The organism is Halogranum roseipondis (genome assembly GCF_059695585.1).
Genome location: NZ_CM185235.1, coordinates 2,579,127 through 2,591,158, shown reverse-complemented (window position 1 = coordinate 2,591,158; position 12,032 = coordinate 2,579,127). Strand labels below are relative to the sequence as shown.

The following is a 12,032-nucleotide window of genomic DNA, read 5'->3' as shown; positions in this document are numbered from 1 at the left end:
GAAAAGAGCGACGCGTGTCAGTCAGTCGTCGCTTCGGTTGCCGCCGTCGGCCGCTCTCGTCCGCGCTGTCCGTTCGCTCAGCTGACTCTCCCAGCGCACGCGCAGCAGATTGCCGTACATCTGTAGCACCATCCCGAGGAACAACACGACCACGCCGACGTTGATCCCGATTGTCATCAGCAGGCCGCTCGGCCCCCCGCCGACGGCCAGCTCCGTCGGGACGGGGTAGCCGGAGTCGAAGATACTGCCGAGCATGACGCTGACGATGCCGATGACGACCATCGCTCCCACGACGTGCGTCGACCACCCCCAGTGACGCGACAGGCTGAGTTTCTCGATACCGGTCGTCTCTGCGTCGTCGTGTTCGTGCGACTCGGGAATCTTGTCCCGGGAGATGAACGCCTTGACCTCCACCGGGAAGAACGCCGGGTGGAAACTGTGCTCGAAGATGTGGAACATCACACCCATCAGCATGATGACGCCGAGCAGTCCGTGGAAGACGACGAACGCCGTCGCGGCGGTCTTGGTCGCCAAGAGGCCCATCACACCGGTCTTGCTCCAGATGAGGATCCCGGAGATGCTCAGGAGCGTCAGCTCCGTCGCGAAGATGAAGACGACGCCCTTGCCGATGTACGACAGCAGCGGGACGTCGTCCGATTTGTACCCGGCGAACTGGCGGGCGTTCGGGTGCCGCTCGTCCGCACGACCGAGGACGAACTTGATGTCCTGGACGAACGCTACCATGTCACCCTTGGTCGGGAGGATCTCGCGGAAGTTGCTCCGCCCGGTGCTGGTCGTCACCATCATCAGCATCCAGAAGACGATGAGGCTGAGCAGACCCGCACCGGCGAGTCGGTGGACCGCGAGCACGCCCGTGTTGCCGCCCATCAACAGCACCATCCACCACAGCTCGTCGTTGAACATGAGACTGTACCCCGAGAAGAACAGGATGAACACGTCCAACGCGAGCAGCGTGTGGAACGTGGTCGTCATCTTGGTGAACTTCCCGTGGTCGAGGTTCGTCCCCATCAGCGGTCACCTCTGCTCGCGCCGCTGTCGTCACTGCTCGTCGCGGACCGAGCTTCGTCGCCGTCGACGCGACCGCCGTCGGTGACGGCCCCGTCGCCTGCGGCGCGAGTCCCGCCCGGCGGTCGCATCCGGGCGGCCAGTCGGCGGAACGCCCCCCAGTGGACGAACACCATCAGGAGAATGAACGCACCCATCACCACGTCGGCGAGGTGGACGATCTTGATCGCGGCGACCAGCCAGCCGATCTCGTTGCCGGACTCCCAGTTCGCGCCGACGCCGCCGCCGTCGACGGTCGGGCTGACGCGGAACAGCGCCTCGAAGTTGACCGCGAACCCGCTGGCCAACCAGAGGACGACCACGGTGACCGCGATAGCGACGACGGCGTTGACGGCGATGCTCAGTCGGCTGTAGTCGCTCGTCTCGGGGAGGTCGCTCATTCGAACGCCTCCGCTTCGTCGCCGAAGATGACGGTCATCGCCTTCTCGTTGAAGAACGGCTTGCTGTCGCGGCGGTCGAGTTCGTCGGCGATCTCGCTCGTCTTGCCGACGAGGATGGCGTCGGTCGCACACTCCTCGGCACACGCCGGCCCCTTGCCGACGTCCTGTCGGTCCTCGCACATCGTACATTTGTCCATCGTCCCGCCGCTCCCGAACAGCTGGGCCGCCCCCTCGTCGGACTCGGGGAACTGCGGCGCACCGAACGGGCAGGCCGACAGACAGTACTGGCAGCCGACACAGAGGTTCTCGCGAACCTCGACGAACCCGTTGTCCTTCTTGACCAGCGAGTCGACGGGGCAGACCGACACGCAGGGGGCGTTGTCACAGTGGTAACACTGCATCGGGACGCTCGTCTCGCCGGGCGACTTCCCCTGTTCGAGCGCCTGTGAACTCTTGGCGTTCAGCCCTTTCGCTCCCTCCTGCCCCTCCAGCATCGTCGAGATGCTGATGCGCTGTTCGCCTCGGTCGATGTCCCACGTTCGCTTGCACGCGACGACACAGCCGCCGCAGTCGATACACGCTTCTACGTCGGGGAAGATGCGCGTGTCTTCGCCGGTGCTCATGACACCGTCGCGCATCACTTCCTGGTTTTGTTCTGTCGACATTGTCACTGAATCGTGCTGTTGTCACGCACGTCGAAGTTCTTCTGTTGGCCGACGCCGTTGCGGTCCTGCGGGAACTCCAGCTTCGAGAGGTCGGCCTCGTCGTCGAGACCGCCCTTCGCGATCGGCTTCATGCTCAGCTCGTTGACGAGCTCCGGCGTCGCCTTCTCGACGCGACACAGCGCCGCCTTCGTCTCCTGCATCTGCGTCTCGACGTCGTACCCTTTCGCCGTGACGAGGTTGACCGAGTCGCCGATGGCGTACGGTAGATAGCCCTCGGGGTACTCCGACTCGAGACTCTTGCCGTGCCAGACACCGCCCCAGTGGTACGGGAGGAACGTCTCCTTCTCGTTGGGGCGGTGAGTCACCCGCGCCTTCACCAGTATCGACCCGCGGTCCGTCGTCGAGACGACGACGAGATCGCCGCCGTCGACGTCGAGATTGTCGGCCATCTTCGGGTGAATCTCCGCGTACATGTGCGGTTGGAGGTCGGCGGTGAAGATGTTCGACCGCGTCTCCGCCCCGCCACCCTGGTGTTCGACCTGTCGTCCGGAGGTGAGCACCGTGTTGACCTCCTGTTTGGTCGCCTTCGCGGTGGCCTCCTTCTGGACGACCGCGTTGTTCTGGTCGAGTCGGAAGAAGTTGGTCTGCTTCCCGTTGGCCGGCCACTGCTCGACGAGGTCGGGTCGCGGACTCTCGATCGGTTCGCGGTGGACCGGCACCGGGTCCATGAAGTTCCACGCGACGGCGCGCGCCCGGCCACGCCCGGTCGGGGCGTCCGGCTGCTTGTAGTCGTACTGCTGGTAGAACTCCTCGTCGTAGTTCGTCCCGTACTGCTCGTTCATCGCGACCGCCGTGTCGTAGACCGACTTCGTCGGATCGAGCGCGTACTTCATCGGGAGGCTCAGCGCGTCGGGGTTAGTGTAGTCCGGCGGCAGCGTCGTCGTGAACCCGGGATACTGGGGGACGCCGTGGATGGTACTGTCCCACCAGTCGGGTTCGTACGGGTCTCTGAGGAGGTTGAGTCCGTCCTCGCCCTCCTGGTCGACGGTCGCCTGCATCGGGTAGGGGTTGTCGGTCTTCATCTGTTCCCACTCGTCGGGGGTGGGGCCGTCGATGCCCCAGCGGGCGCGGAAGTCGTGCCCGCCCTCCCGTGGGTCCATGTCGTCGTTCCAGATGATCGGCGTCCCGGGGTGTCCCTCGCCCCAACACGGCCACGGGAGCTGCCAGTACTCGCCGGTGACCGGCAGCCCCTCCTCTTCGCACTTGGTCGTCTCCGGACTGAACGCGTAGTCGAACTCGCGTTGGCGCTCGAGTCGTTCGGGGTCCTGCTGGTAGCCGATGGTGCGGACCCCGAGGTTGACCTCGCGGAGCGCCTCCTGATACGTGGACTTCCCGTTGTAGATCTTCGACCCCGACCCCCAGTCGAAGTGCTCGCCGAAGCCGAGTCGGTCGGCGAGTTCCTGGATGATCTGCATGTCCGGGCGGGTGTTGCCCGACGGCGGCCGCACCGGGTCGCTCCACTGGACCGCCCGGTGGGAGTTCGTCAGCGAGCGGTGGTGCTCGTACTGGCTCGACGCCGAGAGCACGACCACGTTGTCGCGGTCCGGCATGACGCTCGCGACGGAGGGGAACAGGTCGACGATGACGACCAGGTCGAGGTTGTCCATCGCCTCCTTCATCTTGTCCATCTCGGAGATGGAGTTCGCCGAGTGTCCCCAGATGACGACCGCCTTTAGCTCGTTTTGCTGGTAGAGCTCCGAGTCGACGAGGCGGTCCTTCTTCGGGAGCGCGCCGTCGAACCAGCGAGCGACGGTCAGTCCGCTCTGGAACATCATCGACCGCTTACTCGGGAACGACTCGCCGGTCTGGTCGTTTCCGCCGGAGTTGGCGGACTCGGGGTTCCCCGCCTTCTTGTAGTCGACGTACGAGGTCTTCTGGCTGTACAGCTCCTTCGGCATCTTGTCGTACTCCTCGTACAGCTCGCGGAAGTCGACCGTCCCGCTCGTGTAGGGGCTCTTCGACCAGACGTCACACCAGTACTGCCACGACCCGGGCGACCCGACGGAGTAGTACCCCGGGAGGATGTGACTGGCCACGGCGAGGTCGGTCGCCCCCTGGACGTTGGCGTGTCCGCGCATCACCTGGAGGCCACCGCCCGACCGGGCGGCCGACCCCGACGCCAGCGACATCAGCGCGTACGAACGGATGTTCTGCGTCCCGTTGTTGTGCTGAGTGCCGCCCATCGCCCACTCGATCTGGACGTTCGGCTTGTTCTCGATGACGAGGTCGCCGAGCTCCTCGATCTGCTCGACGGACATCCAGGTGATGTCGGCGACCGTCTCCAGGTCGTAGTCGTCGAGCTCCTCGTCGACGTCCGGCCACCCCATGACGCGCTCGTCGAGCATCTCCTGGTCGAGCTCGCCCTGCTCGCGCAGATAGCGCATGAGCCCCATCATGAGCGCGACGTCCGTCCCGGGTCGCATCCGGTAGTAGTAGTCGGCGTGCGCCGACGTCTTGGTGAACCGGGGGTCGACCGAGACGATGGTGCCGCCGCGTCGCTGCCCCTCGAGGATGTGCTGCATCGCGATGGGGTGGGCCTCGGCGGGGTTCTGCCCGATGATGAGGTTGAGATCGAAGTTCCGGTAGTCGTTGATCGTCTGGGTCATCGCCCCGTACCCCCACGTGTTCGCCAGCCCGGCGACGGTCGTGGAGTGACAGATGCGCGCCTGGTGGTCGACGTTGTTCGTCCCGAAGAACGACGCGAGTTTGCGGAACGCGTAGGCCTCCTCGTTGGAGTGGTGGGCGCTCCCCATCCACATCACGCTGTCGGGGCCGTACTCCTCTTTGATACGGTTGAGTTCGCTCGCGACCTTCTCGTAGGCGTTGTCCCACGAGAGCTTGCGCCACGAGCCGTTCTGTTTCTCCATCGGATGTTTGAGCCGTCGCTCGGAGTGCTCGCTGCCGTAGATGGCAGCACCCTTCGAACAGAGCGACCCGTTGTTGACCGGATGTTCGTGCCACGGCTCCTGCCCGACGAACGCGTTGCCGTCACGTTCGGCCCGGAACCCACAGCCGACCGCACAGAAGTTACAGATGCTCTTCGTGAGTTCTGTGTCGGTGTCCTGTCCGTCTGCCTCTTCGTCGCTCGCCGCGAGTGCGTGCCCCGCGCCGCCACCACCGAGGGCGATCCCCCCTGCGAGGGCACTCGCCTTCATGAACGAGCGCCTGTCTAAGTCGAGTGAAACTGGTTCAGTGCTCATAGATTTACTTCCGCGCATTCCGGCTCCGCGAAGACGTCTCTGCTAACGCGTCCAACAGGAGGATAGATAATCAAAGTAGTGGCCGCCAAAATTCTTTACCGGCAATCGACGATTGTTACCGGCTGGAATTACCTGCTTATATATTGTAAAAAATATATTTAGTGTATCGCAAGAATATCTCGGCAGAACCGTAGCGTTACGCAAGCCCTTTGGCTGTGGTGGCGGTGAGAGACTTGCAATGAACGTCGGTGCATTCGTCTGTTCCTGTGGGGGGAGTTGTGAGCTCGATCTGGAGGGGGTCCGGGAGGGAGTTCGCGACGTCGAGGTAGTCGCCAGTTCGCGTCTCCTCTGTCAGGACGGGCTCGACGCGGTCGGCGCACTCGTCGACGAGTACGACCTCGACCAGCTGGTCGTGACGGCGACCGACGAGGGCTGCAAACGGCGGGTGCGGGCGCTCGCCGAGGAGAAGGGGCTCCATCCGGAGGCGACCGCCTTCGTCGACCACCGCGAACAGACCGACTGGGTCCACTCGGCGGCCGAGGCCACAGACAAAACCGCGCGACTCATCAACGCGACCACCGCCGGGCTGCAGGAGGAGGCGTCGAGTCGCTACGTCTCGCAGACCGCCGGCGATCGCGTCGCCGTCGTCGGCGACGCCGAGACTGCGGCCGCGCTCGCGGACACGGCCGACGTGACGCTCGTCGCGGACGGTCGGGAGTTCGCCGGCGTCTCCGGGCTCGAGGACGTCGACCTCGAACGCGGCCGCGTCGTCGGCGTCGGCGGCGAGTTCGGCGAGTTCACGCTCACGCTCAAGGCGCACGTCACGGAGGACTGCATCTCCTGTATGGAGTGCGTCGAACAGGGGCCCGACGGAGCAGTCACCGCCCGCCCGGTCGACATCGCGCCGGACGCGCCCGACGGCGAGTGGCTCGACTGCTGTCCGACCGACGCCATCGACACCGGCGGCGTTCGCCGGCAACTCGAGGTCGATCAGGTCGTCTACCCCGGTGCCTCGAAGGCGACCCGCGGCGGCCGGATCGGGTTCTACACCGGTCCCGTCGACGCCGGCACCGTCGCCAGCGTCGAACACCACCTCGGCGGCGTCGAGAAGCCGAAGTTCCTCGATCTGGAGATGGACGTCTGTGCGGCCGGCGAGTCGAGCCAGCAGGGGTGTACCGCCTGTACCGACGCCTGCCCGCACGACGCCGTCGACCGCCCCGCCGTCGACGAAGTCGAGTTCGACGAGGTGGCCTGCATGAACTGCGGGGCCTGCACGAGCTCCTGTCCGACCGGTGCCGTCCAGTTGCGCGAACCCTCCAACCGGCGGATCGCCCGCGAGGTGGAGGCGCTGCTCGACGCCGAAGAGAGCGGCAGCGGGTGGCTGTTCGACCGGGGACAGCAGGGGATCGAGACGCCCGTCGTCGCCTTCGTCTGCTCGGAGCACGCGGCCGACGCGCTCCGCGAGTACGGTCGACAGTCGGCCGTCGGCGACGACCTCTCGTACGCGCCGGTGCTCCCGGTCCGCGTCAACTGCACCGACACGGTGGGCGAAGCACACGTGATGCACGCGCTGGCCGCCGGTGCCGACGGGGTCGCCGTCGTCGGCTGCGGCTCGTCGTGTCTCCACTCCGGCCCGGACCCGAAGGCGGCGCTCGTCGAGCGACTCAACCGGGCGACGACCGACCTCGGTCTCGGCGAACGCGTCACCTTCCTCGCGCCAGAGGCGGGCGAACCGCAGGAGTTCGTCGCGGAACTCGACACGTTCGTCGACGACCTCGAGGCGACGTCTGTCCCGCCCGGTGAACACGAGTCGACCGGCGTCGTCCGCGACGAGAAACCGAACCCCGAGTACAACAACCACGACTGGGCGCTGGAGAGCGTCCGCGCCATCCTTGAGCACGTCGCCCCCGAACGCGACGTGATCCGCGGGCTGGAGAACTTCGGCCGGATGGAGGTCTCGGAGGCGTGCAACCTCACGCCGACCTGTTCGACGCTCTGTCCGACCGACGCCATCCGCCGGACCGACGACGGGAACCTGCAGTTCGACCACGAGGACTGCGTCAACTGCGGGCTGTGCGAGGAGGGCTGTCCCGAGACGGCGATCACGATGCACGACGGACTGGATCTCGGGCTCCTGCCGGAGAACCGCGACGGCGAGCGCTGGAGCACCGTCTACGAGGGCGAGATGCTCGAGTGCGTCCGCTGTGGGAAACCCTTTACCAGCCAGGGGTCCGCAGAGAAGGTGATGGACGACGTCGGTCACCTCGTCGACGGGATCGCCCCCGACAGCGACCACAGCATCTTCGAGTACTGCGCAGAGTGCCGTGCGACGCTCATGTTCGAGCAGGGGGGTCAGTGATGGACGACAGCGCCGTCTACGACGCGCGGACGGAACTCGTCGACTTCGTCGTCGAGGTGTTCTGGGACGTCCCCGACCGGCAGTTCGTCGACCGACTCCTCTCCGACGCGGTCGCCGTCCCGGACCAGCGCGTCAACGACGCCCTCGACGAGGGGTTCGACGCGCTCGGCGAGTTCGTCGAGACGAACCGCGGACGCGACCTCGACGACGTCCACGAGGAGCTAGAGGTCGAGTACACCCGCCTGTTCGTCGGTCCGCGCCCGCCGGTGTTGCCGCACGAGAGCTACTACCGCGAGGACACCGACTACCTCGGACAAGGGCTGGCGGACGTCGAGGCGAGTTACGCCGCCGCGGGGTGGAAACCGCCGGAGGACTACGCCGAGGAGAACGACTTCGTCGCGGTCGAACTCGCCTTCCTCCGGTGGATTATCGGCCGGCAGGCGACGGGCGCAGAAGAGGCGTTCGGCTACGAGCGGGTCTTCCTCGACGAGCATCTCACGGCGTGGGTCGACGACTTCGTCGACGACGTGCTCGCGGAGACCGACCACGACCTGTTCAGGGCGGCGGCGCTCGTCCTCCGCGGACTCGTCGAGTTCGAGGACGAACTCGTCGCGCAGATGGCGCGTTGAAAAGGGGTCCGACTACTCGTCTTCTGTTTCTGCTTCTGCTTCGTCTACGTCGTCGAAGGAGATGTCGCCGTCGACCTCGCCTTCGTTCACTTCGTGAGGACCGATCTTGTACTCCCAGATGTCGTGTCCCTTGTACGGTTCGACACCTTTCGGCCGCCACCCGGTGTCTTCGTGTCCCATGTCAGAACGCTCGGCTGCCGCTCCCTTAAGCCGTTGGGCCCGCGACTCCGAACCCGCCGGCGCGTCACTTCGGCTGGTCGGGCGGCCGGTGGAGGTCGGAGTCGAGGAACGTCCGCGAGAAGAGGTCGACGTAGAGCCGCATCGCCGTCTCCTCGTCGACGCCGGACTCGGCCGACTGGGCCGAAAGGAACCGCGCGAGGTCGTCGCTCGGTTCGTGTCGGATGACCTCGGCCTCGGCGTCGACCTCGAAGACGACCTCGTTCGCGCCGGAGGCCAGATGCTCGATCTCCAGCAGCGCCTGCTCGGCTTTCGCCTCCATGGCGTCCGTCTCGCTCATGAGGCGATCGTTGCCCCACTCGGCGGCCGCCTCGCGGAACCGGTCGGTGATGGGGATGCGGATCAAAACGTCACCCCCTCGCCCTCGAAGGCGACGGTCCAGAGCGTCCGCTCCTCGCAGGCGGGACACTCCATCTCGAACGACGATCGATCCATCGCGGTGAACCGTCCGAGCTGACCACACTCGGTGCACTCGAACTGCGTCACGCTACTCCTCCGGCGGCCACGTCTGTGGGCCAGGCCGTCGTTCACCCAGTTCGCCGAGCAGGACGACGAGCAGTCCGATCGAGACGGCGATGACGATCCCACCGACGAGACCTGCGACGGCCGTCTGCCCGGCGATCTCGCCGCCCCAGAGCGGTTGCATCGTCCCGACGATCTGCAGGGCGGTCAATCCGAGCCACCCGACCGCCCCGAGAACGGCGAACGGGAGCACGTTCGACTGGCTCACCGCGGTTCGAAAACTCATAGTCGGACCGTGACACGGCAGCGACCAAAAGCTTGTGGCACCCGCTCCGATTCGTCACTCGTCGACGAGCGGCCAGTCGGCCTTCGCGGCGGCGTCGACCACGTCGACGAACTCCCAGCCGGCCTCCTCGGCGATCCACGACTCGCCGTCGACGCCGACGACGACCATCCGGTCGGCGTAGAACATCGAGTGGCTGTTGACCTCCGCGAGTCGTTCCGCCGGCCCCATCCCGCCGCCGTTGAAGAAGTCCAGATCGAGTCGCTCGTCCCGCTGGAACTTGTTCAACACGTGGGCGGGCACCTCGCCGACGAGCCCGACGTAGTCGGTCCACGTCTCGGCGTCCGCGAGCGCCGCGTGGAGCATCTCGAGCCGCTGGACCGCCTCGTAGGTGAACGCCAGCGTCATCTCGGCGGTCGTCCCGCCGTACGGGTCGCCGTAGGGTGCCTCGCCGGGGTCGTCGCCGCGGTTCTGTGCGGCCACCCCACCGCCGCCGCCGGCGTCCATCGGGACGCCGACCGGCTTGTCGTCGTCGGCGCGGGGGACGCGTGGAGTCGCCGACCCGCTCGCCGCTCCGTCGCCCGCGTCCGGTTCACTTGGCGCGTTCGGTTCGCCCGCGAGTGGTTCGCTCGTCGCGTCCGTCCGGGCGGTCGCCGCGTCGTCGGTCTCTCCCCCACCGCTCTCGGCAGCCGGCTCCGATTCGGGCGCTCCCTCGCCCTTCCAGAACCAGTCGCCGCGGTTCGGTTCGGGTTCGTCGTCGTCGGTCGATACGTCGAGGTCGTCGAGGTCGATTCGGTCAGTCATCGGTAGGCTCCGTCGGTCGGGTGGTACGTGTCGGGTCGTCGTTACTCAGCGGCGTGTCGGCGTCGACGACGTCCGCGAGGTCGAGTCGGTCGACCGTCCGCGCCGTCGGGAGGCCGTCGCTGCCCCATCCGCGGGCGGCGTAGTAGGCGTCGAGCAACCGCTCGAACCCCTCGGGGTCGATGCGCCGACCGGCCGCCGGCCCCGTCTCCAGCGGCTGGCGGAACACGGCCGGCAGTTCGTCCTCCGCACGGGCGAACCCCTCGCGAGCGTTGAACAGACGGACGAGCGTCCAGATTCGTCGCCCGGCGTCTCGGAGCTCCGCCGGGTCGTACTCCGCGCCCACGGCGGCGAGCCACTCGCGGCCGAGGTCACTCCACAGCGTCTCGCCCGCGAAGTCGTCGGCGACGAGGCTCCAGAGCACCGACCGTGCGTTCTGCGCGGTGACGACCGCGCGGACGCGGTCGGCCGTCGTCCAGTCGTCGCGGGCGAACGCCTCGCGCTCGACGGGACGCGCCCGACGGTGACAGCCGCCGCGGTCGCTCGTCGCGTAGGCCAGCGCCATCGCCACGGCCCCGCGCGGGTCGTACGACGGGACGGCCATCGACTTCACCGTCGGGATGTACTCGCCGCCGAAGCGGTCGCTGGCGGCGTCGACGCCGTCGGCCAGCGCGTCGGCGACGGGGTCCGCCCGCTGGGCGATGCGTTCGATCAACGTGCGGGCCGCCTCGCCGTCGCCGAACGAGACGTCGGCGTCGATCCGGTCGGCGGCGCTGGCTCGGATGGCCCACGCGACGGCGTTGCCCGCGCTGATGACGTCGACCCCGAGTCGGTCGCAGGTCGCTCCGAGCGTCGCGACGACGTCGAAGTCGTCGATGCCGAGGCCCGCACCGAGCGTCATCGGGGCCGCACCGCGGGGGACGCTCTCGCCCTCGTCGGTGTCGACGCGGAACCCGCCGGGGACCGAGTCGTCGGCGTTCTCCCGCCCGACGGCAGCCTCGCGGGCCGCCTCGATGCCGATCCCGTCGAGTCCCCCGAACTGTCCGCCCTGCCATCCTTCGGTGGCGAGGACGCCGACCTCGTCGGCGAAGTCGACCGACTCCAGCGTCTCGCCCGCGGTGAGCCATCTGCCGGTGTCGCCGTCGGCGAACGCCGCGTCGTCGGCCTCGTGGAGTCGTTCGAGTTCCGGCGGCGTCTCCGGCGGCGCGTCGCGAGCGACGACGGCCTTCAACCGCTTGGCACCCATCACTGCGCCCGCCCCGCCGCGACCGGCGTGGTGATCACCCCCGTCGGAGGCGATCGTCGAGTACTCCACCAGTTGTTCCCCCGCGGGGCCGATGCACGCGACGGCCGCATCGGGGAACGCCGCGTCGGTCTCGACGGTGTCTGCTCCCCACACCTCGTCGGCCGGTTCGACGCGAGCGCCGCCGTCCTCGACGACGACGACCACCGGTTCGGTCGCTCGCCCCTCGACGAGGAGGCCGAGACTGTCTCCCAGCGACCCGGCCAGTCGCTCGGGGAACGTCCCACCGCTGTACGAGTCGAGGAACGCGCCCGTCAGCGGCGACTTCGTGATCGCGGCGTACCGGGTCTCGCCCGGGAGCGCTCCCGAGAGCGGTCCGAGCATGAACGCGAGTCGGTTGTGGGGGCCGAGGGGGTCGGCCCCGGCGGGGACGTCCTCGTAGAGGTAGCGTGCGCCCAGCCCCTTGCCGCCGACGTACTCGCGGAGCCACCGCTCCGGGACGGCTTCTTCGTGAACCGTCTGCGTACCGAGATCGATGTGGAGGAGAGACGACCGTCCCATTCACTCTCTGTTCCCGTCTCGGCCGGTTAAGGGTTACCGCCGTGAACCCTGTTGCCGGAGACGACG

General features: G+C 67.3%; 12 protein-coding genes. 2 read left to right on the top strand and 10 right to left on the bottom strand.

What is annotated here, in order from left to right:
* Nucleotides 1-21: 21 nt before the first annotated feature.
* From EOHIBHHM_RS13540 to EOHIBHHM_RS13525, 4 genes are read right to left on the bottom strand one after another with little or no spacing between them, the layout of a single operon-like run.
* Nucleotides 22-1,029 carry a cytochrome b/b6 domain-containing protein gene (locus tag EOHIBHHM_RS13540; RefSeq protein ID WP_497251429.1) on the bottom strand — a complete coding sequence of 336 codons (1,008 nt, stop codon included), beginning with the start codon at nucleotides 1,027-1,029 and terminating at the stop codon, nucleotides 22-24.
* Nucleotides 1,029-1,466, bottom strand: a complete 438-nt coding sequence (locus tag EOHIBHHM_RS13535; protein WP_497251427.1) for a hypothetical protein — start codon at nucleotides 1,464-1,466, stop codon at nucleotides 1,029-1,031. The genes EOHIBHHM_RS13540 and EOHIBHHM_RS13535 overlap by 1 nt, the downstream gene beginning before the upstream one ends.
* Nucleotides 1,463-2,131 carry a 4Fe-4S dicluster domain-containing protein gene (locus EOHIBHHM_RS13530; RefSeq protein ID WP_497251425.1) on the bottom strand — a complete coding sequence of 223 codons (669 nt, stop codon included), beginning with the start codon at nucleotides 2,129-2,131 and terminating at the stop codon, nucleotides 1,463-1,465. The genes EOHIBHHM_RS13535 and EOHIBHHM_RS13530 overlap by 4 nt, the downstream gene beginning before the upstream one ends.
* A gap of 2 nt (nucleotides 2,132-2,133) precedes the next feature.
* Nucleotides 2,134-5,391 carry a formate dehydrogenase subunit alpha gene (locus EOHIBHHM_RS13525; protein WP_497251423.1) on the bottom strand — a complete coding sequence of 1,086 codons (3,258 nt, stop codon included), beginning with the start codon at nucleotides 5,389-5,391 and terminating at the stop codon, nucleotides 2,134-2,136.
* 238 nt (nucleotides 5,392-5,629) lie between these two features.
* On the opposite strand from EOHIBHHM_RS13525, the gene EOHIBHHM_RS13520 reads away from it, so the two are divergent.
* Both EOHIBHHM_RS13520 and EOHIBHHM_RS13515 read left to right on the top strand, forming a co-directional pair.
* Nucleotides 5,630-7,750, top strand: coding sequence for a hydrogenase iron-sulfur subunit (locus EOHIBHHM_RS13520; protein WP_497251421.1), 2,121 nt, complete (start codon nucleotides 5,630-5,632; stop codon nucleotides 7,748-7,750).
* A complete protein-coding gene (locus EOHIBHHM_RS13515; RefSeq protein WP_497251419.1) occupies nucleotides 7,750-8,379 on the top strand; it encodes a TorD/DmsD family molecular chaperone in 630 nt (209 codons plus the stop codon). Before EOHIBHHM_RS13520 ends, EOHIBHHM_RS13515 begins: the two co-directional genes overlap by 1 nt.
* Nucleotides 8,380-8,391: 12 nt before the next feature.
* Here EOHIBHHM_RS13515 and EOHIBHHM_RS13510 read toward each other — a convergent pair whose 3' ends face one another.
* The 6 genes from EOHIBHHM_RS13510 to EOHIBHHM_RS13485 form a co-directional block, all read right to left on the bottom strand.
* The gene (locus tag EOHIBHHM_RS13510) at nucleotides 8,392-8,559 is read right to left on the bottom strand and encodes a hypothetical protein (protein ID WP_497251417.1); all 168 of its coding nucleotides are present in this window, start codon (nucleotides 8,557-8,559) and stop codon (nucleotides 8,392-8,394) included.
* 64 nt (nucleotides 8,560-8,623) lie between these two features.
* On the bottom strand, nucleotides 8,624-8,962 hold the full coding sequence (locus EOHIBHHM_RS13505) for a hypothetical protein (protein WP_497251415.1): 339 nt from the start codon (nucleotides 8,960-8,962) through the stop codon (nucleotides 8,624-8,626).
* Nucleotides 8,959-9,102 (bottom strand): hypothetical protein, encoded by a 144-nt coding sequence (locus tag EOHIBHHM_RS13500; RefSeq protein ID WP_497251413.1) that lies wholly within the window; start codon nucleotides 9,100-9,102, stop codon nucleotides 8,959-8,961. The genes EOHIBHHM_RS13505 and EOHIBHHM_RS13500 overlap by 4 nt, the downstream gene beginning before the upstream one ends.
* 1 nt (nucleotide 9,103) lies before the next feature.
* Nucleotides 9,104-9,364, bottom strand: a complete 261-nt coding sequence (locus EOHIBHHM_RS13495) for a hypothetical protein (protein WP_497251411.1) — start codon at nucleotides 9,362-9,364, stop codon at nucleotides 9,104-9,106.
* A 54-nt stretch (nucleotides 9,365-9,418) separates the two neighbouring features.
* Nucleotides 9,419-10,165: a DUF7124 domain-containing protein gene (locus EOHIBHHM_RS13490; RefSeq protein WP_497251409.1), complete on the bottom strand. Its 747-nt coding sequence runs from the start codon at nucleotides 10,163-10,165 to the stop codon at nucleotides 9,419-9,421.
* Nucleotides 10,158-11,966, bottom strand: coding sequence for an aldehyde ferredoxin oxidoreductase family protein (locus tag EOHIBHHM_RS13485; RefSeq protein ID WP_497251407.1), 1,809 nt, complete (start codon nucleotides 11,964-11,966; stop codon nucleotides 10,158-10,160). The genes EOHIBHHM_RS13490 and EOHIBHHM_RS13485 overlap by 8 nt, the downstream gene beginning before the upstream one ends.
* Between the last annotated feature and the right edge of the window lie 66 nt (nucleotides 11,967-12,032).